The sequence below is a fragment of the Bacillus sp. NPDC094106 genome (genome assembly GCF_044764345.1).
Taxonomy (GTDB): domain Bacteria; phylum Bacillota; class Bacilli; order Bacillales; family Bacillaceae_G; genus Bacillus_A.
The window spans coordinates 172703-196270 of sequence record NZ_JBIWHY010000010.1 but is presented as its reverse complement, the minus strand read 5'-3'; the positions used below and the strand labels follow the sequence as shown (position 1 = coordinate 196270).

Sequence of the window (23568 nt, the reverse complement as noted above, 5' to 3'; positions counted from 1 at the left end):
AATCCATTCGCTCGACTTGCATGTATTAGGCACGCCGCCAGCGTTCATCCTGAGCCAGGATCAAACTCTCCAATAAAGTTAGTTTGTCTAGCATCATAAAATAAAAATTGACGTTTCACGTTGTTTGTTTCGTTCAGTTTTCAAAGAACTTGTTTGCCGCTCATTTGCGACTTCCTTATGTTAACATCTTCGTTTTTTGATGTCAACAAAGTTTTTAATTTCTTTTTTCGCTTTCTGCTGTTTCGCATCAGCGACGGTTATTAATATATCATGTAGAATTCCGAAATGCAACACCCTTTTAAAACTTTTTTATAAAAATAACCAAGTTTCTGTTTTAGCCTCATACACTTAAACAAAATGCCCTTTTTCACTATAGTCATTTTCATCTCTAACAAATTACTACATATATTCTTTACAAAGACAGGAAGTCATATCAAACTTGATAGAAGCTTTAAGTTACGAATAACTATTTTACTCATATATTATTGCTACATTACAGTAAATAAACAGATGAGGAGGAATACGTATGGACTATACCGATTTATTAATTAAGCTAGGTCTCTCTGCTGTTTTAGGATTCGCTATCGGTTTAGAACGTGAATTAAAGAAAAAGCCACTCGGTTTAAAAACTTGCTTAGTCATCTCTATTATTAGTTGCCTCCTTACCATTGTTTCTATTAAAGCTGCTTATAATTTACCTCATACAGATCACATGAACATGGATCCACTTCGCCTTGCAGCTCAAATTGTTTCAGGGATCGGTTTTTTAGGTGCTGGCGTTATTTTAAGAAGAGGAAATGACAGCATTGCAGGATTAACTACTGCCGCTATGATTTGGGGCGCTTCCGGTATTGGAATTGCTGTTGGAGCTGGTTTTTATCTTGAAGCGGTTTTCGGTATGTGTTTCCTTATGATTAGTGTCGAACTTATACCGTTAACAATGAAATTTTTAGGCCCTAGATCACTAAGGCAGCGAGATATCGCTGTTAAACTGGTTGTACGGGATATGAATAACATCCCTATTGTGATTGAAGAAATCAAGGAAATGGGCATAAAAGTTAAAAATATGAAACTTAAAACATTAGAGAACGGCTCTCACTTTTTACATCTTAAATTGTCTGTTGATCAAAAAAAACATACAGCTGACGTTTATTATGCCTTGCAGCATCTCGAAAGTGTTCAACAAACGGAAGTTGAAAGTATGTAATATTTCTCAGCGCAAAACAACTCTCTTACAAAATAGAGAGTTTTTCTTTTTTCCATAATGGTAACAATGAATGTAGCCTTACATGATAAGAAGGAGGTATACCATTTTGAAATCACGCGCTAACCTAGTGGATGTATTTCGCGACTCCATTATTTTTCGCTTAATTAGCTTTATTCTCATTCTTACTACTGTTTTTGGCTTTCTCATATATAAATTAGAACCAAAGTATTTTTCTACATGGCTTGATGGGATATGGTGGTCGCTTGTTACAATTTTTACTGTCGGGTACGGTGATTACGTCCCACATACATCGTTAGGAAAACTGCTCGGTATACTTCTTATTTTATTAGGAACAGGATTTTGCTCTTATTACATGGTATTATTCGCTACCGAAATGATCAGCAAGCAATATATGAAAATTAAAGGTGAAGATGCCGCAACTTGTCACGGGCATATGATTATTGTCGGTTGGAATGAAAGAGCCAAACAAGTGGTAAGTCAAATGCATGTTTTAGAGCCAAATCTTAATATCGTTTTAATAGACGAAACACTTTCTTTACTTCCGAAGCCATTTCATCACTTAGAGTTTATTAAAGGATGCCCGCATCACGATCAAACTTTATTAAAAGCCAACATTAAGACAGCTCATACGATTTTAATAACCGCAGACAAAGAAAAAAACGAAAGCTTAGCTGATACACAATCCATTCTAAATATTTTAACTGCCAAAGGGCTAAACCCAAACATTCATTGCATCGCTGAACTCCTTACTTCTGAACAAATTCAAAACGCAACTAGAGCGGGAGCTAACGAAATTATAGAAGGAAATAAATTAACAAGCTATGTTTTTACTGCATCTCTTTTATTCCCTTCTATTTCAGGTGTATTATTTACCCTTTATAATGAAATCTCAGAAAGTAGATTACAGCTAATGAATACTCCTTCATCCTATATTGGAAAAACTTTCGAAGTTTGCAGTAGCTCGCTTTTAAAACAGGACATCTTACTGCTAGGTGTGCAGCGAAATGAACAATATCATATTAATCCCGTTCATTCCTTCGTTATTATTGAAAGCGACGTATTTATCTTAATTAAACATTAATAATATGCTTTTCCAGCTCTTTTACTAAGGCCTTTCCGATATCAATATATTTTCTTTTTATATCCCCGTCTGCATCTTGCGGCTCCGCAAACTGATCTAATCCACCTGTTCCAGCTGCTAATGTATTTACTTGATCATCCAATTCGTCTTGATATACATGTGAAAGGAGATATGGTTTTTCAATCCGGACGACTACACCAGGCCTATCAAGCTCTCCTTCCACCGCCGTAAATGGGACTCTTAAAAATTGATATCCATCATCCTCATCTACCTTATAATCAAAGCAACCCTTGTCATACTCCCAATTGCCACCAATGCTATAGCCAAGTGGCTTTAACGTTTCCTCTAGTTGAAACAAAGCATACGTACGACCTTCTAAATCTGATTGAATCAGAATCAAGCCATTCACCCTTCCTCGATTTTCTCTTAGCATGCCCGGTTCACATTTGTTCTAGCATTAACATATCGGCATTTCGACACAGCACACCGCCTCTTCTGCACGATTTGCCCCTTCCTTACCGTAAAAAAAGCTGTTGGGATGATCCCAACAGCTTCTTTGTTCAACTATGCCTCCTAGGCCTTTCCGTCTAAGAACCTTCCGCACGAGAAAGTAAAGCACTTTCTGTACGCAAGAACCTTAGCCGACAGGCCTAAACAGTCGGCTCCGCTTTTCTACTATCCAGCTTCAATGGCTAGAATGGTCGGTAGCTTCGCTTCTTCCATTCTGAACGAGCCATTTCCGCTTTCCCTATTTCAAGCGTTCTTCTAATTCTGCTTTTAGTTCTTCGAATCCTGGTTTGCCAAGTAAAGCGAACATGTTTTTCTTGTATGCTTCTACACCTGGTTGGTCAAATGGATTTACACCTAGTAGGTAGCCACTCATCGCACATGCTTTTTCGAAGAAGTATACAAGGTAACCGAATGTATACTCGTTTAATTCTGGAATGTTTACGATTAAGTTTGGTACTCCGCCATCACTGTGTGCAAGTAATGTACCTTCGTACGCTTTTGTGTTTACGAAGTCTACTGTTTCACCAACAAGATAGTTTAAGCCATCTAAATCGTTCTCATCTTTTTCGATTTTTAGTTCGTGTGTAGATTTACCCACTTTAAGAACTGTTTCAAATAGGTCACGACGTCCTTCTTGAATGTATTGACCTAATGAATGTAAGTCAGTAGAGAAGTTTGCTGAAGATGGGAAAATACCTTTTTGATCTTTTCCTTCACTTTCACCAAATAATTGTTTCCACCACTCAGCAAAGTATTGAAGTGCTGGCTCATAGTTAACAAGCATTTCAATCGTTTTACCTTTGTTATATAGAGCATTACGAACAACTGCGTATTGATAAGCTGGGTTTTCTTCAAGCTCTGATTTCGCAAAGTCGTCATGTCCAGCAGCTGCACCTTTCATCATCTCTTCGATATTTAGGCCACTAACTGCAATTGGTAATAAACCAACTGGTGTTAATACAGAGAAACGACCGCCAACATCATCAGGAATTACGAATGTTTCGTATCCTTCTTCATCAGCTAATGTTTTTAAAGCACCGCGCGCTTTATCAGTTGTTGCATAAATACGTTTACGTGCTTCTTCTTTTCCATATTTCTCTTCTAATAATTTACGGAATAGGCGGAATGCAATCGCAGGTTCAGTTGTTGTACCTGATTTGGAAATAACATTAATAGAGAAGTCTTTCCCTTCTAATACGTCCATTAAATCTTTCATGTAAGTGGAGCTAATGTTCTGTCCAACAAATAGCACTTGTGGAGTTTTACGTTGTTCTTTAGAAAGCATATTGTAGAAAGAATGGTTTAACATTTCAATTGCTGCGCGTGCTCCTAAGTAAGAACCACCAATACCTACAACAAGTAAAATATCAGAGTCATTTTTAATTTTCTCAGCACATTTTTGAATGCGAGTAAATTCTTCTTTGTCATATTGAAGCGGAAGCTCTACCCACCCAAGGAAATCGTTCCCAGCTCCAGTTTTCTCATGGATTGCATGATGTGATACTTTTACTGCATCACGTAAATAAGTTAGTTCGTGTTCACTGATGAACGATAACGCTTTAGAATAATCGAACGTTACATGTGTGCTCATCTTTTTCCCTCCAATTTATGTATATGTATTTCTGTATTCACTTTAGCGAAACTGAAGTTGTAAATCAAGCGATTGAAGAATTGTAAACGCAACCAATATTTATTTTTTAAAAAAAGTTCATTTTTCGTATAAAAATCCTCATTTTTGGTATAGATGTATATATCTTATGATGGATATTTTTTGATGTATAAAAACGGCAAAAGATAACCATTCTATAAGAGAGTTAAACCTCTTAAAGTGCAATTATACTTTATAACAAAAGGTTTGCTTATGCTTCATATTTAAGGAGGGCTATTTGAAATGAGTACTTTACAACGTATTGCATTAGTATTCACTGTAATTGGCGCCGTCAACTGGGGACTTATTGGATTCTTTCAATTTGACTTAGTAGCAGCTATTTTCGGTGGACAAAACGCTGCTCTCGCACGAATTATTTACGGTATCGTTGGTATTTCTGGGCTCATTAATCTTGGTTTACTATTCAAGCCATCCGAAAATCTTGGCACTCACCCAGAAACGAATGAAGTTCGATAACAAGTATGTCACCCTTCCCATCCGACATACGAATATGATTGCTTGCAATCATATTTGCTAATATATATCATAATATAAAGTAAAAGAGGGTCGCTCATATAGCGATCCTCTTTTACTTTGATAACTGTGATTCTTCAATCCACTCTGTTAGCTTCTCACGCAGCGTATTAAATCCTTTATCAGACGGATTCGGTACAAGAACTTTTCCTTGTTTTCCCTTCGCTGCTTTTAACGATAAACTCATTTTTCTGTGTTCTTCATCAATTGAAAGGACCTTTACTTCTACTGTATCTCCGACCTTTAAAAAGTCATGAATATCTTTTACATATCCATTTGTAATTTCAGATATATGCACAAGTCCTTGTGTTGCTTCATCCAATGCTACAAATGCACCGTAATCTTGAATTCCAGTCACTTTCCCTTTTACAACCACTCCTGCTGTGTATTGTTCTGACATATGAAACACTCCCATACGTTTACCATTTTCCCCACTACTTGCAATTGGCAAGACATCTGCCAAACATACAAAAAGAGTCGCAGATGCAACCGCTCGCAAATAACAAGATAAATATCCGATTGGCGAAAGCTCATTCTCAGGCGAAAATAACTCCTGCTAAGAAAAGCCCCCTTATATTAGTAAATTATACCACTAGCTCCTATATCATTCAAAATTCATGAAAAAATTTCCTCTAATGCGTATATTTTTTAAATATTGGGATAGAATACTAACACATGGCTTTCTAGTATTCCCCCCCTTTTTATGGACAAAACGTATTCTGTTTTGTCCTTTTTTTATTCTCTACGAATCGCTCCATTCGCTTCATCGCTTCCATAAGCTGTTCAAGCGAAGTTGCATACGAACAACGAATAAACCCTTCACCGCTTTCACCAAAGACACTTCCGGGAACAACTGCTACTTTTTCTTCTAACAATAATTGTTCTGCAAATTCCGCTGAAGACAATCCAGTTGAAGAAATGGAAGGGAATACATAAAACGCTCCTCCCGGCATATGACATGTTAAGCCCATCTCATTAAATGATGTCGTCATAAAGTTACGGCGTTTTTTATAACTTTCTCTCATTCGAATCACTTCATCGTTTCCAGAGCGAAGCGCTTCTAATGCTGCAAACTGTGACATTGTCGGTGCACACATCATGGAGTATTGATGAATTTTAAGCATTAATTCCGAAAAATGTACCGGAGCCGCAATCATTCCAAGACGCCATCCAGTCATCGCAAATCCCTTTGAAAATCCTGAAATTAAGATTGTATGGTCACGCATATTTTGAATACTCGCAAAACTCGTATAAGCCTCATCATATACAAGCTCTGCGTAAATTTCATCCGACAATACAATGAGATTATACTTTTCAACGATTACTGCTAACTTTTCTAATTCGGATTTGTTTAAAAGTGCTCCCGTTGGATTATTTGGGGAACAAAGTAAAATGGCCTTCGTTTTCGTTGTAATAGCCGCTTCAATTTGCTCCGGCTGTACTTTAAACGCAGACTCTAAAGAAGTTGCTACTGGAACTGGTACCCCGCCAGCTAATGTAACAAGCGGTGCATAAGACACAAAACTCGGTTCAATAATGATTACTTCATCATCTGGATTTACAATAGCACGCATCGCCACATCTAACGCTTGGCTTGCCCCAACTGTAACAATAATTTCTTCATTTGGATCATAGGAAACATGAAATTGCTTTTGAAGATACTTTGCTATTTCTTGACGCAGCTCTAATAATCCTGCATTTGCAGTATATGCTGTGTATCCTTCTTCCAATGAACGAATACATGCTTGTCTGACATTCCATGGTGTAACAAAATCTGGCTCTCCGACTCCAAGTGAAATAACACCTTTCATCCCTACCGCTAAGTCAAAGAACTTACGAATGCCGGATGGCTGTAAAGATTCTGCTGATCTTGATAGTTCAAACCGCTTCATGGTGTCACCACAATTCGTTTATCATCATCAGTTTTTTCATAAATAATGCCCTCATGTTTATATTTCTTCAAAATAAAATGCGTTGTTGTTGAAACAACCGATTCAATCGTTGCTAATTTTTCTGAAACAAATGTTGCCACTTCAGCCATACTCTTTCCTTCTAACGTAATAGAAAGATCATATGTCCCTGACATTAAATAAACCGATTTCACCTCCGAATAACGGTAAATTTGCTCAGCAACTGCATCGAATCCAACACCATGCTTTGGTGTAACTTTCACGTCAATCATTGCTGTTAAACCAGTATGTTCTTTCACCTTTGTCCAATCGATATGTGTAACATAATCCACAATGATTTTTTCACTTTCTAATTTTGCGACCATTTCTTTTGTTTCTTCTACTTCTATATTTAACATTTTCGCTAACGTTTCTACGGATAAACGACTGTTTTTTTCAAGGCATGCTAACAATTCTAATTCTTTTTCAGTCATCATATAATGCATCCTCCTTTTCACTTTTTCTAAATTATACAAATACTCTTTTGTGTTTGAAAAGAAGATTTTTTTAGAGAATTATGTAAAAATAAAAAGGAAAGGGGCTGAAACCGTGAAATCAAAAGTATATATTGCTGAACGCGTTCCAAAATTTGTAGAAACATACCTCTCTGAGCATTGTGAATATGAAAAGTGGGATCGTAATGAAAAAATACCTCGTGAAGTTTTATTAGAGAAAATACAAGATAAACATGGCTTGCTTAACTTCGGTACCAAAATCGATGAAGAATTGTTACAAGCAGCTCCTCATCTACAAGTTGTGAGCAACATTTCTGTTGGCTATGATAATTTTGATTTAGAGACAATGCAAAAGAGAAATGTGATTGGAACAAATACCCCATATGTATTAGATGATACAGTGGCTGATCTTGTTTTCGCTCTGATGCTATCAGCTGGGCGCCGCATATGCGAGCTTGATTCTTATGTGAAAAATGGTGATTGGGATGCTGAAATTACAAAGGAACACTTTGGACTAGATGTACATCATAGTACAATTGGAATTATTGGTATGGGCCGGATTGGAGAAGCTGTTGCGAAACGAGCGAAATTCGGATTCGATATGAATGTCCTTTATTATAATCGTCGCCGTAAAGAAGAAGCTGAACAAAAGTTTGATGCTGCATACTGTGATTTACACACACTACTACAGCAATCTGATTTCATTGTTCTCCTAACTCCATTAACAGAAGAAACCTATCATCTCATTGGAGAAAAGGAATTTTCATTAATGAAAGAAACAGCAGTTTTCATTAATGCTTCCCGCGGAAAAACAGTAGATGAGTCTGCATTAATCGCTGCATTAGAGCAAAAGAAAATTTTTGCAGCAGGCATCGATACATTTACACAAGAGCCAGTTGAAAAAGATAATCCGCTCTTATCTTTACAAAACGTTGTTACTTTACCGCACATCGGATCTGCGACATTAAAGACACGACGTCAAATGGCGATGACCGCTGCAGAAAATTTAGTTGCAGGGTTACAAGGAAAAACACCGCCTAATATTGTCCGCGGATGAATCTTATCATAATAAAAAAGGCAAGATGGACCTCCATCTTGCCTTTTTTTGTTAACATAAATCCTTTTCTACTGGGAGATGATATGAACAAAAATCAATGGAGTGACAAAAAATGAAACATCAATCTGAATGTCCTTACTTCACTTTTTCCACTCGCGGTACTACCGTTCATTACGAATTGTATGAACATAATAATAAAAAAGAACGACCTACTTTCGTACTCGTTCATGGATTTCTTTCTTCTTCATTTAGTTATCGGCGATTAATCCCTTTACTTGCACAAGAAGGAACAGTGATTGCCCTTGACTTACCACCGTTTGGAAAAAGTGATAAATCGAATCAATTTAAATATTCCTATCATAATTTAGCAACTATCATTATCGATTTAGTGGAGCATTTAAAGCTCTCCAATATTGTACTAGTTGGCCATTCTATGGGCGGACAAATCTCACTCTATGTCAATCACATCCGACCTGATTTAATTACAAAGACCATTTTACTCTGTAGCTCTAGCTATTTACATCGCGCAAATTTACCTCTCATTTATTCTTCTTACTTACCATTTTTCCATTTATACGTGAAAAATTGGATTATTCGAAGAGGTATTGTTCATAACTTAATGAATGTTGTTCATGACCATTCATTAATTGACGATGAAATGATGAAAGGCTACGCCGCTCCCTTTTATGATAATCGAATATTCCCTGCTTTAACACGAATGATAAGAGATCGGGAAGGAGATTTATCACCAGCAGAATTACGAGAAATCAAAACTCCGACCCTGCTCATTTGGGGTGAGAAGGATCAGGTTGTTCCTGTTCATATTGGTCACAGGCTGCACAAAGACTTGCCTAATTCTAAATTTATTTCATACGAAAATGTGGGGCACTTACTACCAGAAGAAAAACCAGAACATGTCTATGAGGAAATCATGGCCTTTTCAGCACAATAGTATCCATCCATCGGTTTTTAACATATATCATACTCCTACTAAGAAAGGCTGTCGGAACTTCCGACAGCCTACAATGAACAACTTCCGCCTTCTTTTAATAGAAGTAACTCCTCTGCTAACTTCTCACATTTTTCTATTGCTGGCACCTCTTCAAACGACATGAAGTAAATATGCTGGATTTTTTTCGCAATATATTTCGGATCATCAAACGCACTTACTACGTACACAACATCGCTCGCTTCTGTTTCATAAAATTCAGGCCCCATTTGAAAAGGATCCCAATTTTTCACCAACTCTACCATCTTTTCATATGCACCCATCTGCTTCCCGCCTTTTTCACTTTAATTCTTTTCTTTATCGTATCATATCAGCTATTCTAGAAGAAGAGAGGGAATTTTCACAAAATAACATTTTTAAAGAAGGGGAGCAAACTTATGCAACAATTTCAAAAAACGGTAAATCGCCGTGGAACCCATAGTACAAAATGGGATACATATAAAAATGAAGAACTTCTTCATGCTTGGATTGCTGATATGGACTTTGAAGTACCAATGCCCATTCAAACCGCACTACAAAAACGCCTTGAGCACCCTATTTTCGGCTATACAATACCGTCAGAAGAAATCATAGATACAATTTGTCATTGGACGAAAAGCCAATACAATTGGGAAATAAAAAAGGAGTGGATTGTATTTAGTGCCGGTATTGTTCCTGCTCTTAGTGCAAGCGTACAAGCTTTAACAAACGAAGGTGAATCTGTACTTGTACAACCACCTATTTACCCGCCATTCTTTGACATGGTTACAACAAACAAGCGTCATTTATGTGAAAGCCCATTGCTTTTACAAGGCGGCACATACACAATGGACTTTGAACATTTGGAAGCACAATTTCAACAAGGAGTAAAACTGATGCTTCTTTGCAGTCCGCATAATCCCGTTGGCCGTGTTTGGACAAAAGAGGAGCTTTCAAAACTTGGAGCACTATGTGAAACATACAATGTAACTGTTGTTACAGATGAAATTCATGCAGATATTATTTTCGCAGACCATACACATACCCCGTTTGCTTCATTGTCTCAGCAATTAGCAGCGCGCACCATCACTTGTATGGCACCAAGTAAGACATTTAATATCGCTGGATTACAAGCATCCATCATTATTATTCCAGATAAAAAAATCCGCCACGCCTTTACATCTGTGCAGCAAAGACAAGGACTTCACGGATTAAATACACTTGCTTACACAGCAATGCAAAGCGCCTACACGGAATGTAATGAATGGCTAACAGAAATTCGTTTATATATAGCAGAAAATGCTCGGTTTGCTTGTGAATTTATCGCAAAACATATCCCTGCCCTTTCCGTCATCCAGCCAGAAGGTACCTTTTTACTCTGGGTAGACTGTACACATTTGAATCTTTCTCAAAAAGAACGAACAAAATTACTCGAAGAAAAGGGGAAAATTATCGTCGAGCCAGGTGAAAAATATGGAGCAGGCGGAGAACAACATATTCGAATTAATATCGGTTGCCCAAGATCTGTCCTAGAAGAAATTCTAAACCGACTTCGGTATACATTTTCATAAGCCAATGAAAAAAGCTACCCGTCTCAAGGTAGCTTCTACTTTTTCTTAGTAGCTGATGCCTTTTCTACAATAACGCCACAAGCAATTCGATTCCCTGACTTTCCAACAGGTTGTGTCATACCATCATCAGGGTTTTCAGTAATAATAATTGATGCCCCGTCTTTTCGATGAAGCGTCGTTTTACCCTCTTCAAGAGATATATGCGGTGCTTCAATTTCCGCTTTAATCTTTCCGGAACCATCAGCAATCACATTCGGCAAATCACCGTTCTCTGCTCCCTTTGGATTCATAAGCCCATGTTTCTTTTTCTTCTCTGGATTAAAATGATTACCAGCTGATGCGAAATTAGGCGCTTTGCACTCCCCAATTTCATGAATGTGTAACCCATGTGTGCCCGGTGTAAACCCCTCTGCATTAATCGATATTTTCACTCCACTTGTTTGCTGAGTCACTTTTGCCGTTCCAACTTTATCACCGGAAGCATTGTATAATTTCACATCGATTTCTTTTGGATGTCCTTTGTCACAACTTGCCATAAGAAACAGCATACAACATACAAATAAAAGCTGCTTTTTCATTACAGTTCCCTCCAAAATACATTCTGCCCTTAGATTGTCCGAGCTTAGAGGGAAACATACAAAAACGAATCAGCGTTTCTTTTCAGCTAGCAGCCTTTCTTCTACCTTCTGCAAACGATCTGCTTCTCGTTTTGATACACGAATGAACATACGCCAAGTTGCAATTGCACCAATTATAAATAAGAAACAAACAATCCCTGGAATAATATATTCCGTTTTATCTTCTGGAAAATATAAAGGCATCATAAAAATCACTCCTTTGTTTTTTCTACAGTTTTTGTATGACTGCTTCTCCTACTGGTTGTACACTTTCTAATACTTGATTCACTACTTCTTCTCCCACAAGTGATTCAATAACCCAAGATACTAAATCTTGTGCGGCCAAACATCCCGCAGCAGTTGAGATGTTACCAATATTCACAAACCTTTCTTCCACAACTTGAACATCATAGTTCGATAATTGCTTCATCACTGTAGGATAAGTAGTCGCTCTTTTTCCCGTTAACAATCCGAGTGCCCCAAGTATTAAAGCACCGGAACACATAGAGCCAATCAGCTGTTTATCAAGGTTTAATTTCAGTTCATTTAAATAGTCCGAATCACAAATAAGCCGTTGTACTCCTGGGCCGCTAGCAAATATAACTGCATTCGAATCCTGAATATCATCAATTGTTCCAGACATAGGAATCGTAAGACCTGCCACCGATGTATGTACTGATTTTGTTCCTACAAGTTTAACCTCCCAATCTTTTATGTTCCCGACTAATCTTACTCTGTTTAGTAAATCCCACGGCAAAAATACATCTATATCTGTGAAGCCATCGAAGCAAACAATACATATTTTCATCTCCTCAACACACTTCAGAATTTTCTGTCATATCATCATAAATTATAGTGTAACTCCCATATATTCTCAATAACATCCCACAGCGGAATGTTATTCTTTACAGATGATTTCTTTGACTCCCGCTCACTCTTTCCTTACTATAAAATTGAGGTGAAAAATATGAAAGAAACATTTGAAATTGGAGAAATCGTTACTGGTATTTATAAAACAGGAAAGTATATCGGTGAGATTACAAACAGCCGCCCTGAAACTTACCTTGTGAAAGTACTAGCTGTTTTAAAACATCCTACGCAAGGGGACCTACATAACGTAAAACAAGCGGATGTACCATTTTTCCATGAGCGACGCGCTTTAGCTTTTCGCGAACAAACAAATATTCCGCAAACAATGGTAAAAAAATATGAAGGGGATATCCCGGATTATAAAGAATCTCTGAAGGCGGCATTAGAAGCACAAATGAATTCATTTTCAGAAGATGATTCACCGTTTGCACAGCGTAGTTTACAAACGCTTCAGCAATTAAAACAAGATTATAAATTGTAAAAAACAAAACGATCAAATTACATCTTTTGTAATTTGATCGTTACTGTGTACTTACTTTCTTTAACACCTTTGAAAAATCAATAAGCTCACCTAATGTCGGCGGAGCTGGCTTGACTAAATACTCTTTATCTTTTTCGACAAGCTTAAAAATATTATATGTTGTCATCGCATCATCAAGCGCACAATGATGCTTTCCTGTCCCTACTTTTCCATACGCCTCAATCGCTTTCCATAATCCCGTTTGGTTTCGCTCCCCAAAGAATCGTTTATACTCCATCGATAAATCTCTACATTGTCCTGAAAATGGAAATTTAACGCCTGCCGCTTCACAATTATGTTTCAATACCTTCATATCCATATTTCCCCACGTTACAGTTGTTGGCTGACAACGATTTTCATACTGAACAAGTTTCTCAACAAGTTCCAAGAAAGAAATTCCACCGTCCACTGCTTCCTGATGAATTCCCAAAAACTTTTTACACCGATCTGTTAAACTTGGAAAAGTTTCTGGCCTTACATAAGATGAATACGTATCTTCCACTACACAATTCACAACCGATACGAGTCCCACCTCAATAATTTCCGGGAAAAACCCTTTTGGCTTCTTCCGATTTTGAGGCATCGTGAACTCAAAATCTAAAAATAAAAATTGTTGTTCATCCATACGATCCCTTCCTTATCATTCTGTCTCCTTTACACTCCTACACGAACAGGCTCGAATGCTAATTCCATTTTAAACATTCAGATTGGATGTATCTTATGTATATGTCAAATAACCACAAATATTTTCAGAAAAAAAGAAAAATTCATTTGTATAGAAAATATGACAAAATAACCCCTTTCATTTACATACAACATTTTTCTACTTTATAATGGCGATAAGTGTGTTTCTTCTAGAACTTTTTGACACACTAAGAAAGGTAACCGAAAGGAGATGAAGTTTTTGCACGAAACAACGCAAGAAATCGCAAACTGGCAATATTTCTTTGCTATCGCAGTTTTTTTAATTACATATGCCATTATCATTTCAGAAAAAATTAATCGTGCTGTTATTGCACTTCTTGGTGCAGCACTTATGGTAATCTTTGGCGTCGTTGACTTGCACACTGCTTTTACAAAACATATTGAATGGGGAACAATCACACTGCTCATCGGTATGATGATTTTAGTAAACATCACAAGTAAGTCAGGCGTATTCCAATATGTTGCTATTAAAGCAGCTAAACAAGCACACGGAAATCCAATTAAAATTTTAATTTCTCTTTCTTTGCTTACCGCGCTTGGTTCTGCATTTTTAGATAACGTAACAACAGTACTTCTTGTTGTTCCAGTTACTCTATCTATTACGCGCATTTTACAGGTAAATCCTGTTCCATATTTGCTTTCCGAAATTATTTTTTCAAATATCGGAGGAACTGCAACATTAATTGGTGACCCACCAAATATTATGATTGGTTCTGCAAATAAGCACTTAGATTTCAATGCTTTCTTATTAAATCTAGCACCTATCGTAATAATCATCATTGCAGTTGTAGCATTCATGCTGTACTTTATGTACCGTAAGCAACTAATTGCTGATCCTGTACAAGTAAAAAAATTAATGAGCTTAGATGAAAAACAATACATTAAAGATCCTGTATTAATGAAAAAATCTTTAACAGTACTTGGACTTACAATCCTCGGCTTCATGACTCATTCTATTTTCCACATTGACGCTGCTGTAATCGCTTTAACCGGTGCTACTGTACTTATGTTAATCGGTGTGAAAGAACATGAAATTGAAGATATATTCGCTAATGTAGAGTGGGTTACAATCTTCTTCTTCGCGGGGTTATTCGTACTCGTTGGTGGGCTTATTGATATCGGACTTATCAAAATGTTAGCTCAAAAAGTAATTGGTTTAACAGGTGGAGATATTTCTTACGCATCTATCCTTATTTTATGGGTATCCGGTATTGCATCAGCAACAATTGATAACATTCCATTCGTTGCAACAATGATTCCACTTATTAACGATATGGCAGTTGGTCTTGGTCTATCACCTTCTGATGTACAAGTCGATGTACTATGGTGGTCATTAGCATTAGGAGCTTGCCTAGGTGGAAACGGAACATTAATCGGTGCTTCTGCTAACGTAATCGTAGCAGGAATCGCGAGCCGCGAAGGGCATAAAATTAGCTACATAGACTTCTTAAAAGTCGGTTTCCCAATTATGATTGTGTCATTAATCATTTCTCACGTTTATATTTATCTACGTTACTTAATGTAATCATAAAAAGCGAAAGTGGCTCGCTTAGAATCACGATCCAAAAGGGCTATCGCCACATGCGATAGCCCTTTTCATATATTAAACGTTCAACAATAAACATGATTATCTTTAGTAGATTCTAATATTTCGTTGGCTCGTTTCGAATGAGAAATAAATGAATCGGTAAAAAAATAGAAAATGTTATGACATGAATAATGGTAAAAAGGACTGCGTTCGTACTATATCTTTCCAAAACGGCATATATCAGATAAATGGATAAAACAAGTACGACTGCTCCAGCTAAAAGGCACAGTATTGGGATGAATTTCAAAATAAAACAAACAACATATATACCAAACACTTTCCATCCCGCTTCTTCTTTCAAAAAGTCAGGTAACTTCTCCTTCGCTAAATCCCCCCATATCTTAGCACTTAAAAATGGAATAAAAGCTAGAACCCCATCATCAGCACCGTCATTTTTTGCCATCGTATAAAGCGCAAATGCAGTTAGTACATATGCAAGAACTGCCCAAATTAAAGCAATAAAAATAGAAGCAAAACTAAGTGCAAAGAAACTTGCTAATATACTTTGATCCTCCATCGTTTTCTCCCCTTTCTATCCCCATCATATTTCACATCTCTATTTCTCATATTTTCAAATTTTTCTTACTCCCCTGTATAATATGAACAAGAATAGGAAAGGAGAACACATTCATGCACCCATTTGTAAACGCTTTGCAGCAACATTTTCTAGCACATCAAAATCCTGAAAAAGCAGAACCAATGGCTCGTTATATGAAAAACCACTTCCCATTTCTCGGTATTCAATCACCAGAAAGAAGAAAGCTATTACGTGAAGTCATACAAGTACATAACCTTCCAGAAAAAGAGGATTTACAAATTGTCATCCGTGAACTTTGGGCTTTACCAGAAAGGGAATTTCAAGCAGTCTCTCTCGACATATTACAGAAATATAAAAAATATCTCGATGAGACTCATATTCCGTTTTTAGAAGAACTTATTGTAACGAAGTCATGGTGGGATTCCGTTGATGGCATTGTTCCTACCTTTTTAGGAGGCATCTTCTTGAAACATCCAGAGATGATTTCCACCTATATTCCAAAATGGATTGCTTCAGAAAATATATGGTTACAGCGTGCTGCAATCTTATTCCAGCTCAAGTACAAACAACAAACCGATGAAAAACTTCTCTTCTCGATTATTGGACAACTTAAGTCTTCAAAAGAATTTTTCATTCAAAAAGCGATCGGCTGGGTACTTCGCGAATATGCAAAAACAAGCCCACATGTCGTATGGGAATATGTGCAAAACCACGAACTTTCTCCCTTAAGCAAACGAGAAGCAATCAAACATATTCGCACCGCAATGAGCGCTCCATTAGAATAAAGAATAGTAAAATCGGCGAAACTCTATCATAGATACGCTCGTTCCTCTATTGTGATTTAAAAAGGAACGTGATAGAATATGGTCATTATTATTAAATATAGTAGCGATGACGGACTTATAAGTACTTGCACCAAAAGCGATTCAGGGATAGTGAAAGCCTGAAAAAGCGAGGAAGCGGCAGTCTCGAGCAATACGTGATAAAGTGGTTGTGTGTTTACACACATCAACTAGGGTGGAACCGCGGGCAAACGCTCGTCCCTAGGCAAATATGCCTTGGGACGAGCGTTTTTTTGTATTTAAAAGAGAAAGCGGCTTGCTTAGAACAGGAGGACGTTGGAGCTCCTGACGAAGAGGCGTTCTTTGCCTCACAGGAAGGAGCGAAACGACCGACTGTTCTAGCCGCTGGAGCTGGAGCTATTTAAAAGCAAAAGCGGCTTTCTCAAAAAATTGTCGTTCAACAAGTACACTCTGTCATCGCCAATACGTTAACTTTTAAAAGGAGGATTTTATTATGTATTCAATGGAACAAGTTGTAAACTTAGCGAAGCATCGCGGTTTTGTTTTCCCTGGTTCTGAAATTTATGGTGGCCTTGCAAACACTTGGGATTACGGTCCACTTGGTATCGAATTAAAAAATAACGTTAAAAAAGCTTGGTGGAAGAAATTCATTCAAGAATCTCCATACAACGTTGGTTTAGACGCAGCGATTTTAATGAACCCAAAAACTTGGATAGCTTCTGGTCACGTTGGTAACTTTAACGATCCAATGATCGACTGTAAAAAATGTAAAGCGCGCCATCGTGCTGACAAATTAATTGAAGATGCTTTAGATGCAAAAGGTATCGAAATGATCGTTGATGGTCTTACTTTCGATCAAATGGCTGGATTAATGAAAGAACACGAAGTAAAATGCCCAGATTGCGGTAGCGAAGACTTCACAGAAATTCGTCAGTTCAACTTAATGTTTAAAACATTCCAAGGTGTTACTGAATCTAGCACAAACGAAATCTTCCTTCGTCCTGAAACAGCACAAGGTATTTTCGTAAACTTCAAAAACGTACAACGCTCTATGCGTAAAAAACTTCCATTTGGTATTGGCCAAATCGGTAAAAGTTTCCGTAACGAAATTACGCCTGGTAACTTCACATTCCGTACACGTGAATTCGAACAAATGGAGCTTGAATTCTTCTGTAAGCCTGGTGAAGACCTAGAGTGGTTCACATTCTGGCGTAACACTTGTAAAAACTGGTTACTATCACTTGGTATGAACGAAGAAAGCATGCGCCTTCGTGACCACGGTGAAGAAGAGTTATCTCACTACAGTAACGCAACAACTGATATTGAATTCAAATTCCCATTCGGCTGGGGCGAACTTTGGGGCGTTGCATCTCGTACAGACTTCGATTTAAAACGTCACATGGAACATTCTAACGAAGACTTTAACTATATCGACCCACAAACGAACGAACGTTACGTACCATACTGCATCGAGCCATCTCTAGGCGCAGACCGCGTAACATTAGCATTCTTATGTGATGCATACGAAGAGGAACAATTAGAAAACGACTCTCGTACAGTTCTTCGTTTCCACCCTGCTTTAGCACCATATAAAGCAGCAATCTTACCACTATCTAAAAAGTTATCTGAGGGCGCTGGGGAAGTGTTCGCAGAACTTGCAAAAGACTTCGTGGTAGACTTTGACGAAACTGGTTCTATCGGTAAACGTTACCGTCGCCAAGACGAAATCGGTACACCATTCTGTATCACATATGACTTCGACTCAGTTGAAGACAAAGCAGTTACAGTACGTGACCGCGACACAATGGAACAAGTTCGCATGCCAATTAGCGAACTAAAAGGCTTCTTAGAGAAGAAAATTCAGTTCTAATTTATAGAAAAAGGCTGCCCTTCACGGAGCAGCCTTTTCTTTATTTCTCACGCTTTTCTTTAATTGCAACTGTACATCTTGAAATGCACAGTAAATCATCATTTTCATCAATGATGCGCACGTCCCAAACCATCGTTGTTTGTCCTTTATGAATTGGCGTACCGATTGCTGTTACGATTCCATCTCGTTTCGAACGAATATGGTTCGCATTAATTTCAAGTCCAAAACAAATGCATTTTTCTTGGTCAATTAAATTATATGCTCCAACGCTTGCTACAGTTTCTGCTAATGCAACTGATGCACCTCCATGTAAAAAACCAAACGGCTGATGAGTGCGTCCATCTACTGGCATTGTAGCCACTACCTTATCCTCTGTCATTTCTAACAGCTCAATTCCAAGTGTGTCCATTAATGTTTTTGGCATGTCGCTTCCCCCTTCTCTCCATTAAAAAAATGTATAATTTTCCCTGTTTATTTTCAAACTATCCATAACACTTACAAGGAGGTTTTATTTACATGAAAAAGAAATTAACTATACTAACTATTTTGTTCTCCTTGCTTACTATTGTACCAAATTGTACGGATGCAGCCAAAGCCTCTAACCTGACAATCGACATTAATACTGTTACACAAAAAGGTAAGAAGCCTTATCTAGAATATCAAATTAACAGACCTTCCTTTCATCATTTTTCTGATTCAACATTTCAAAATCAGTTAAATACATACTACGAACAATCTATAGATCACTTTAAAAAAGCATTAGCGAAAGAAGCGAAGAAATACTATAAAGAAGCTGAAGAATCTGGTGCTCCTTTTCATCCATATGTCGCAAATGTTGACTATAAAGTAACATTACAAAAGCCCTCTTTAGTTAGCTTATATGTAAATTATTATCAATACACGGGCGGAGCACATGGACTATATACTTGGAAAGCAAGTACATTTGATTTGAATGAAAAGAAGCTCTTACATTTAGATGATCTATTTCAAAAAGATAGTACTTATAAAGATATCATCCGTACAGAAATCGTTAGACAAATTAAGCAAAATGAACGTATCTATTTTCCAGATGCAGCCGAAAAAGTGATGAGCGCAAAAAAATTCAAATACTTTTTAGAACCAGATCATCTTGTTATCTATTTTCCTTTATATGAAATCGCGCCTTATTCCAGCGGGATTCCGCAATTTCGTATTCCATACACATTACTCCGGGATTCACTAAAGCCTAATTATCAAAACATTTTGATTGACAACAAATAAATGGATTCGCTACGATAATGTTAACCAAATAACAATTGGAGGTTAACATTATGAAGCAATTACGCGCTTTAGATTTAGCACTAGCTGCCATGTTCGTTGCGCTCATGGCGATTGGTGCGAATATCGTATCATGGGCACCATTTTTACAAGTAGCTGGTGTTCCATTATCTATGCAGCCATTTTTCGCGATTTTAGCTGGTCTTCTTCTCGGAAGTAGACTTGGGGCCTTATCTATGACGGTTTATATGCTTGTTGGAGTTGCAGGAGCACCGATTTTTGCAAATTTCAAGGCTGGATTTGGAGCACTTTTAGATCCTACTGGTGGTTTTATTATCGCATTCATTATTGTTGCTTACGTATCAGGGAAACTAGTAGAACAAAGAGAAAAACCACAATTCGGTACATTTGCAATTGCATCTTTTACGGGAATTATTTTAACTTATATCATTGGTACGACTTATATGTATATGGCTGTAAACGTGTGGATGGGCGGAAATATGAGTTACAAAGCGGCTTGGACAATTATGATGTGGTTCGCGGTTAAGGATATAATCTTTACAATTATCGGTGTTATTATTGCACCTCGCATATACTATGCAATTCGTCGTTCTGCTTATCAGCATTCTCATTCTACACTATCATAACGAAAAAGGAGCTGCTTTATGCAGCTCCTTTTTGTATTATGATTCTTTTTTCGTTTGTTCGTCTAAAACTTTCTTCATCATTACAAGCATGTCTTCACGTAATTCTTCATGCTGAAGCGCCATTTCAATTGTCGTTTGAACAAATCCTAATTTTTCTCCAACATCGTAACGCTTTCCTTCGAAGTCATAAGCAAATACGCGTTGAATTTCATTTAAACTTTGGATCGCATCTGTTAATTGAATTTCGCCACCAGCCCCGATTTGTTGTTCTTCTAAGAACATAAAAATTTCTGGTGTTAAAACGTAACGTCCCATAATAGCTAAGTTTGAAGGTGCTGTGCCTTGTGGTGGCTTTTCAACAAAGTTACGAACTTGATAACGACGACCATCTTGCTCTAACGGGTCAATGATTCCATAACGATGTGTTTCCGCTTCTGGAACCGTTTGAACACCAATAACAGATGATAATGTTTTATCATATTCATCTATTAACTGACGTAAGCATGGTTTTTCGGCTTGGACAATGTCATCACCTAGTAAAACAGCAAATGGCTCGTCACCAATAAACTTACGTGCACACCAAACAGCATGTCCCAATCCTTTTGGTTCTTTTTGACGGATATAATGAATATCTACCATTTTTGAAGAAGCTTGTACTTTTTCAAGTAATTCATATTTTTTCTTCTCTAATAAGTTTTGTTCTAATTCAAATGCATTATCGAAATGGTCTTCGATAGAGCGCTTTCCTTTACCAGTAACAATAATAATATCTTCAATTCCAGATGCCACTGCTTCTTCTACAATATATTGAATCGTTGGCTTATCTACAATTGGAAGCATTTCTTTTGGCATTGCTTTTGTTGCTGGTAAAAAGCGTGTTCCTAATCCAGCAGCTGGAATAATCGCTTTTCTCACTTTTTTCATAACAAATACCCTCTCTTCTTTTCTAATCCTTAAACTATATTTCCTTACTCGTATACGAAAGTTGATACTCCGCCCTCAGTAATTGAAATGTTACAGACAGTATACCACATCAATTCTTTTTTCCTGCGGATTTCTTCTTGGTATAAGAAAAGAGGAGGTCGTTCTCCGTTCTCCTCTTTCTCTTCCACTAATGGAAATAACTATCTATTTTATTATAAACGATTCATAACGTCTTCTTTAATAGTGAGTAACTTTTGTTCACTATTTTGTAAGGAATCATCTTTCACACCAAAATAAAACTTGATTTTCGGTTCTGTTCCAGATGGACGTAAGCAGAACCAAGAACCATCTGCCAATTGATATTTTAACACATTTGATTTTGGTAAGTGAATCTCTTCCTTACTTCCATCTTTTAGTAATGTGATAATACTTGCTTTATAATCTTCTACTGAAGTCACTGTTAAACCAGCTACTTCTTTCGGTGGATTTTCACGGAATGATGCCATCATCTCTTCAATTTTCTCAGCACCATCTTTTCCTCTTAACGTTAAAGATACAAGATCTTCACGGAAGAAGCCGTATTTCGCAAACACCTCTAATAAACCATCGTATAATGTTTTGCCTTGTGATTTATAATACGCTGCTACTTCACATGCAAATAATACAGATTGAACTGCATCTTTATCACGGCAGAATGGACGAATTAAGTAGCCATAGCTTTCTTCATAGCCAAATTGGAATTCATATTGTCCACTTTCTTCATATTGCTTAATTTTCTCACCGATAAATTTAAATCCTGTTAATGTATCCACTGTATCTAAACCGTAAGCCCTTGCGATTGTACGACCAATTTCAGAAGTTACGATTGTTTTTAACACAACACCGTTTGCTGGAAGTGTACCATTTTGTTTCTTTTGTGATAATAAATAATCAAGCATTAACGCACCCGTTTGGTTGCCCGTTAACACTTGGAACTCACCAGCATGATTACGAACAGCAACACCAAGACGATCTGCATCTGGATCTGTTGCGATTAACACGTCTGCTCCCACTTTTTCACCATCACGAATCGCAAGTTCAAACGCTGCATGCTCTTCTGGATTTGGCGATTTTACTGTAGAAAAGTTCGGATCTGGTAACCCTTGTTCTTTTACAACTGTTACATCTGTAAATCCAACTGCTTCTAAACCTCGGCGTGCTGGAATATTTGATGTTCCGTGTAATGGCGTAAAGACGATTTTCAAGTCCTTACCAACCTTTTGTACCATTTCTTTATTAATGATGATTGTTTTTAACTCTGCGAAGTATGCGTCATCTACTTCTTGTCCAATGATATGTAATAAACCATTTGCTTTTAATTGCTCCACATCAGCAACTTCGACTGTTAATTCATCTTCGACTGCGTTTACGTAACTAATTAACTCGTCTGCTTCTTTTGGAGGCAATTGTCCACCATCTTCTCCATATACTTTATATCCGTTGTACTCAGGTGGATTATGACTCGCCGTAAGAACGATTCCACTTACTGTATGTAAATGACGAACTGCGAAAGAAAGTACTGGCGTTGGGCGTAAGCTTTCGAATACATACGTTGTAATACCGTGTGCTCCAAGTGTAGCTGCTACTTCCATTGCAAATTCAGGTGATTTATGACGGGAATCATACGCTACGACAACGCCGCGCTTCTTCGCTTCCTCACCTAATTTTTCAATAAAGTGCGCTAAACCTTTTGTCGCTTTTCGAACTGTATACACATTTAAACGATTCGTACCAGCACCAAGTTCACCGCGCATACCACCTGTACCGAACTCTAAGTTTTTATAGAAGCTATCTTCGATTTTCTTTTCATCTTGTTTCATATTTTCTAGCTGTTCTTTTAATTCTGCATCTAAGTTTGCATATGAAAGCCAGCGACTATATTCTTTTTTCCAATCCATTCTCTTATCTCCTCTCGCGTGTCATACCTTCATTATATGAAAAAAACAGCAAGTATCTCAATACATTTTGAAATCTAGCAGGATTTTACTGTTGTGATTTGTATATACTAATCCTATATATGTATCAATTAAAAAGCCAACATACCCCCCCTCTTTTTAGGCGGGAGAGAGCATCTGTCCATGTATAGAAGCGGTCAGGGCCTTTTTCTGCCACATGCGAAGTAAAAACAGAAAGAGCAAACGAGCGTGAGTTACTTTTCATTCTGCATAGCAGGGATTTAGATGTCGAAAC

The 23568-nt window shown here is 37.4% G+C and carries 26 protein-coding genes, 1 rRNA gene and 1 pseudogene; 13 read left to right on the top strand and 15 right to left on the bottom strand.

The annotated features are described in order from the left end of the window. Positions 1 to 76, bottom strand: a 16S ribosomal RNA gene (locus tag ACIQ7L_RS16530); the annotation flags it as partial. Between the two features lie 450 nt (positions 77 to 526). Here ACIQ7L_RS16530 and ACIQ7L_RS16525 point away from each other — a divergent pair. After that, positions 527 to 1207 (top strand): MgtC/SapB family protein, encoded by a 681-nt coding sequence (locus ACIQ7L_RS16525; RefSeq protein WP_400570590.1) that lies wholly within the window; start codon positions 527 to 529, stop codon positions 1205 to 1207. Positions 1208 to 1313: 106 nt separating this feature from the next. Then, entirely contained in the window at positions 1314 to 2309 is a 996-nt protein-coding gene (locus ACIQ7L_RS16520) for an ion channel (RefSeq protein WP_400570589.1), read from the top strand. Here the strand turns inward: ACIQ7L_RS16520 and ACIQ7L_RS16515 are convergent. Both ACIQ7L_RS16515 and ACIQ7L_RS16510 read right to left on the bottom strand, forming a co-directional pair. Continuing rightward, the gene (locus ACIQ7L_RS16515) at positions 2299 to 2709 is read right to left on the bottom strand and encodes a YugN-like family protein (protein WP_400570588.1); all 411 of its coding nucleotides are present in this window, start codon (positions 2707 to 2709) and stop codon (positions 2299 to 2301) included. The genes ACIQ7L_RS16520 and ACIQ7L_RS16515 overlap by 11 nt on opposite strands. Positions 2710 to 3057: 348 nt before the next feature. Next, positions 3058 to 4410, bottom strand: a complete 1353-nt coding sequence (locus tag ACIQ7L_RS16510; protein ID WP_400570587.1) for a glucose-6-phosphate isomerase — start codon at positions 4408 to 4410, stop codon at positions 3058 to 3060. A gap of 300 nt (positions 4411 to 4710) precedes the next feature. Here ACIQ7L_RS16510 and ACIQ7L_RS16505 point away from each other — a divergent pair, with 300 nt between their 5' ends. Further along, positions 4711 to 4944 carry a DUF378 domain-containing protein gene (locus tag ACIQ7L_RS16505; protein WP_400570586.1) on the top strand — a complete coding sequence of 78 codons (234 nt, stop codon included), beginning with the start codon at positions 4711 to 4713 and terminating at the stop codon, positions 4942 to 4944. 112 nt (positions 4945 to 5056) lie between these two features. On the opposite strand, the gene yugI is transcribed toward ACIQ7L_RS16505, so the two are convergent. From yugI to ACIQ7L_RS16490, 3 genes are all read right to left on the bottom strand, one after another. Then, positions 5057 to 5401 (bottom strand): S1 domain-containing post-transcriptional regulator GSP13, encoded by a 345-nt coding sequence (yugI, locus tag ACIQ7L_RS16500; RefSeq protein ID WP_097899133.1) that lies wholly within the window; start codon positions 5399 to 5401, stop codon positions 5057 to 5059. A 301-nt stretch (positions 5402 to 5702) separates the two neighbouring features. After that, positions 5703 to 6893, bottom strand: coding sequence for an aminotransferase (locus ACIQ7L_RS16495; RefSeq protein ID WP_400570585.1), 1191 nt, complete (start codon positions 6891 to 6893; stop codon positions 5703 to 5705). Next, the gene (locus ACIQ7L_RS16490) at positions 6890 to 7387 is read right to left on the bottom strand and encodes an Lrp/AsnC family transcriptional regulator (protein WP_400570584.1); all 498 of its coding nucleotides are present in this window, start codon (positions 7385 to 7387) and stop codon (positions 6890 to 6892) included. Before ACIQ7L_RS16490 ends, ACIQ7L_RS16495 begins: the two co-directional genes overlap by 4 nt. 112 nt (positions 7388 to 7499) lie before the next feature. On the opposite strand from ACIQ7L_RS16490, the gene ACIQ7L_RS16485 reads away from it, so the two are divergent. Together ACIQ7L_RS16485 and ACIQ7L_RS16480 are read left to right on the top strand one after the other, a co-directional pair. After that, positions 7500 to 8462 (top strand): 2-hydroxyacid dehydrogenase, encoded by a 963-nt coding sequence (locus ACIQ7L_RS16485; protein WP_400570583.1) that lies wholly within the window; start codon positions 7500 to 7502, stop codon positions 8460 to 8462. 112 nt (positions 8463 to 8574) lie between these two features. Beyond that, entirely contained in the window at positions 8575 to 9414 is an 840-nt protein-coding gene (locus ACIQ7L_RS16480) for an alpha/beta fold hydrolase (RefSeq protein ID WP_400570582.1), read from the top strand. A 68-nt stretch (positions 9415 to 9482) separates the two neighbouring features. Here ACIQ7L_RS16480 and ACIQ7L_RS16475 read toward each other — a convergent pair whose 3' ends face one another. After that, positions 9483 to 9734: a DUF1871 family protein gene (locus ACIQ7L_RS16475; protein WP_335360308.1), complete on the bottom strand. Its 252-nt coding sequence runs from the start codon at positions 9732 to 9734 to the stop codon at positions 9483 to 9485. A gap of 114 nt (positions 9735 to 9848) precedes the next feature. Between ACIQ7L_RS16475 and ACIQ7L_RS16470 the strand changes: the two genes are divergently transcribed. Continuing rightward, a complete protein-coding gene (locus ACIQ7L_RS16470; RefSeq protein ID WP_400570581.1) occupies positions 9849 to 11000 on the top strand; it encodes a MalY/PatB family protein in 1152 nt (383 codons plus the stop codon). A 35-nt stretch (positions 11001 to 11035) separates the two neighbouring features. On the opposite strand, the gene ACIQ7L_RS16465 is transcribed toward ACIQ7L_RS16470, so the two are convergent. The 3 genes from ACIQ7L_RS16465 to ACIQ7L_RS16455 all read right to left on the bottom strand — a co-directional run bounded on the left by ACIQ7L_RS16465 (position 11036) and on the right by ACIQ7L_RS16455 (position 12425). Then, positions 11036 to 11578 carry a superoxide dismutase family protein gene (locus ACIQ7L_RS16465; protein ID WP_400570579.1) on the bottom strand — a complete coding sequence of 181 codons (543 nt, stop codon included), beginning with the start codon at positions 11576 to 11578 and terminating at the stop codon, positions 11036 to 11038. A gap of 69 nt (positions 11579 to 11647) precedes the next feature. Next, a complete protein-coding gene (locus ACIQ7L_RS16460; RefSeq protein WP_170958225.1) occupies positions 11648 to 11824 on the bottom strand; it encodes a hypothetical protein in 177 nt (58 codons plus the stop codon). A 22-nt stretch (positions 11825 to 11846) separates the two neighbouring features. Further along, positions 11847 to 12425, bottom strand: coding sequence for a DJ-1/PfpI family protein (locus ACIQ7L_RS16455; protein WP_400570578.1), 579 nt, complete (start codon positions 12423 to 12425; stop codon positions 11847 to 11849). Between the two features lie 159 nt (positions 12426 to 12584). On the opposite strand from ACIQ7L_RS16455, the gene kapB reads away from it, so the two are divergent. Further along, entirely contained in the window at positions 12585 to 12968 is a 384-nt protein-coding gene (gene kapB, locus ACIQ7L_RS16450) for a kinase-associated lipoprotein KapB (RefSeq protein ID WP_400570577.1), read from the top strand. A 40-nt stretch (positions 12969 to 13008) separates the two neighbouring features. Here kapB and kapD read toward each other — a convergent pair whose 3' ends face one another. Beyond that, entirely contained in the window at positions 13009 to 13632 is a 624-nt protein-coding gene (kapD, locus tag ACIQ7L_RS16445; RefSeq protein WP_400570576.1) for a 3'-5' exonuclease KapD, read from the bottom strand. Between the two features lie 279 nt (positions 13633 to 13911). On the opposite strand from kapD, the gene ACIQ7L_RS16440 reads away from it, so the two are divergent. Continuing rightward, complete coding sequence (locus tag ACIQ7L_RS16440) at positions 13912 to 15237, top strand: ArsB/NhaD family transporter (RefSeq protein ID WP_400570574.1); 1326 nt, start codon at positions 13912 to 13914, stop codon at positions 15235 to 15237. Positions 15238 to 15355: 118 nt separating this feature from the next. Here ACIQ7L_RS16440 and ACIQ7L_RS16435 read toward each other — a convergent pair whose 3' ends face one another. Further along, complete coding sequence (locus tag ACIQ7L_RS16435; protein WP_400570573.1) at positions 15356 to 15817, bottom strand: hypothetical protein; 462 nt, start codon at positions 15815 to 15817, stop codon at positions 15356 to 15358. Between the two features lie 113 nt (positions 15818 to 15930). On the opposite strand from ACIQ7L_RS16435, the pseudogene ACIQ7L_RS16430 reads away from it, so the two are divergent. The 3 genes and pseudogenes from ACIQ7L_RS16430 to ACIQ7L_RS16420 all read left to right on the top strand — a co-directional run bounded on the left by ACIQ7L_RS16430 (position 15931) and on the right by ACIQ7L_RS16420 (position 18511). Next, a pseudogene (locus tag ACIQ7L_RS16430) lies at positions 15931 to 16655 on the top strand (DNA alkylation repair protein). A 258-nt stretch (positions 16656 to 16913) separates the two neighbouring features. Further along, positions 16914 to 17045, top strand: coding sequence for a hypothetical protein (locus ACIQ7L_RS16425; protein WP_400570572.1), 132 nt, complete (start codon positions 16914 to 16916; stop codon positions 17043 to 17045). An 89-nt stretch (positions 17046 to 17134) separates the two neighbouring features. Further along, entirely contained in the window at positions 17135 to 18511 is a 1377-nt protein-coding gene (locus tag ACIQ7L_RS16420; protein WP_400570571.1) for a glycine--tRNA ligase, read from the top strand. A gap of 40 nt (positions 18512 to 18551) precedes the next feature. On the opposite strand, the gene ACIQ7L_RS16415 is transcribed toward ACIQ7L_RS16420, so the two are convergent. Continuing rightward, positions 18552 to 18935 carry a hotdog fold thioesterase gene (locus ACIQ7L_RS16415; RefSeq protein WP_097899111.1) on the bottom strand — a complete coding sequence of 128 codons (384 nt, stop codon included), beginning with the start codon at positions 18933 to 18935 and terminating at the stop codon, positions 18552 to 18554. Positions 18936 to 19027: 92 nt separating this feature from the next. Between ACIQ7L_RS16415 and ACIQ7L_RS16410 the strand changes: the two genes are divergently transcribed. After that, positions 19028 to 19771: a DUF3298 and DUF4163 domain-containing protein gene (locus ACIQ7L_RS16410; protein ID WP_400570570.1), complete on the top strand. Its 744-nt coding sequence runs from the start codon at positions 19028 to 19030 to the stop codon at positions 19769 to 19771. Positions 19772 to 19821: 50 nt separating this feature from the next. Continuing rightward, positions 19822 to 20415, top strand: a complete 594-nt coding sequence (locus ACIQ7L_RS16405; protein WP_400570569.1) for a biotin transporter BioY — start codon at positions 19822 to 19824, stop codon at positions 20413 to 20415. Between the two features lie 36 nt (positions 20416 to 20451). Here ACIQ7L_RS16405 and galU read toward each other — a convergent pair whose 3' ends face one another. Then, positions 20452 to 21339, bottom strand: coding sequence for a UTP--glucose-1-phosphate uridylyltransferase GalU (galU, locus tag ACIQ7L_RS16400; protein ID WP_400570568.1), 888 nt, complete (start codon positions 21337 to 21339; stop codon positions 20452 to 20454). Positions 21340 to 21551: 212 nt separating this feature from the next. Next, complete coding sequence (locus ACIQ7L_RS16395; protein WP_400570567.1) at positions 21552 to 23276, bottom strand: phospho-sugar mutase; 1725 nt, start codon at positions 23274 to 23276, stop codon at positions 21552 to 21554. Between the last annotated feature and the right edge of the window lie 292 nt (positions 23277 to 23568).

Bases quoted from the DNA above. Each gene is read 5' to 3' on its own strand.
- ACIQ7L_RS16525 (WP_400570590.1), top strand. From the start codon at position 527: ATGGACTATACCGATTTATTAATTAAGCTAGGTCTCTCTGCTGTTTTA.
- ACIQ7L_RS16510 (WP_400570587.1), bottom strand. From the start codon at position 4,410: ATGAGCACACATGTAACGTTCGATTATTCTAAAGCGTTATCGTTCATC.
- ACIQ7L_RS16505 (WP_400570586.1), top strand. From the start codon at position 4,711: ATGAGTACTTTACAACGTATTGCATTAGTATTCACTGTAATTGGCGCC.
- yugI (WP_097899133.1), bottom strand. From the start codon at position 5,401: ATGTCAGAACAATACACAGCAGGAGTGGTTGTAAAAGGGAAAGTGACT.
- ACIQ7L_RS16495 (WP_400570585.1), bottom strand. From the start codon at position 6,893: ATGAAGCGGTTTGAACTATCAAGATCAGCAGAATCTTTACAGCCATCC.
- ACIQ7L_RS16490 (WP_400570584.1), bottom strand. From the start codon at position 7,387: ATGATGACTGAAAAAGAATTAGAATTGTTAGCATGCCTTGAAAAAAAC.
- ACIQ7L_RS16480 (WP_400570582.1), top strand. From the start codon at position 8,575: ATGAAACATCAATCTGAATGTCCTTACTTCACTTTTTCCACTCGCGGT.
- ACIQ7L_RS16475 (WP_335360308.1), bottom strand. From the start codon at position 9,734: ATGGGTGCATATGAAAAGATGGTAGAGTTGGTGAAAAATTGGGATCCT.
- ACIQ7L_RS16470 (WP_400570581.1), top strand. From the start codon at position 9,849: ATGCAACAATTTCAAAAAACGGTAAATCGCCGTGGAACCCATAGTACA.
- ACIQ7L_RS16465 (WP_400570579.1), bottom strand. From the start codon at position 11,578: ATGAAAAAGCAGCTTTTATTTGTATGTTGTATGCTGTTTCTTATGGCA.
- ACIQ7L_RS16460 (WP_170958225.1), bottom strand. From the start codon at position 11,824: ATGATGCCTTTATATTTTCCAGAAGATAAAACGGAATATATTATTCCA.
- ACIQ7L_RS16455 (WP_400570578.1), bottom strand. From the start codon at position 12,425: ATGAAAATATGTATTGTTTGCTTCGATGGCTTCACAGATATAGATGTA.
- kapB (WP_400570577.1), top strand. From the start codon at position 12,585: ATGAAAGAAACATTTGAAATTGGAGAAATCGTTACTGGTATTTATAAA.
- kapD (WP_400570576.1), bottom strand. From the start codon at position 13,632: ATGGATGAACAACAATTTTTATTTTTAGATTTTGAGTTCACGATGCCT.
- ACIQ7L_RS16435 (WP_400570573.1), bottom strand. From the start codon at position 15,817: ATGGAGGATCAAAGTATATTAGCAAGTTTCTTTGCACTTAGTTTTGCT.
- ACIQ7L_RS16420 (WP_400570571.1), top strand. From the start codon at position 17,135: ATGTATTCAATGGAACAAGTTGTAAACTTAGCGAAGCATCGCGGTTTT.
- ACIQ7L_RS16415 (WP_097899111.1), bottom strand. From the start codon at position 18,935: ATGCCAAAAACATTAATGGACACACTTGGAATTGAGCTGTTAGAAATG.
- ACIQ7L_RS16410 (WP_400570570.1), top strand. From the start codon at position 19,028: ATGAAAAAGAAATTAACTATACTAACTATTTTGTTCTCCTTGCTTACT.
- ACIQ7L_RS16405 (WP_400570569.1), top strand. From the start codon at position 19,822: ATGAAGCAATTACGCGCTTTAGATTTAGCACTAGCTGCCATGTTCGTT.
- galU (WP_400570568.1), bottom strand. From the start codon at position 21,339: ATGAAAAAAGTGAGAAAAGCGATTATTCCAGCTGCTGGATTAGGAACA.
- ACIQ7L_RS16395 (WP_400570567.1), bottom strand. From the start codon at position 23,276: ATGGATTGGAAAAAAGAATATAGTCGCTGGCTTTCATATGCAAACTTA.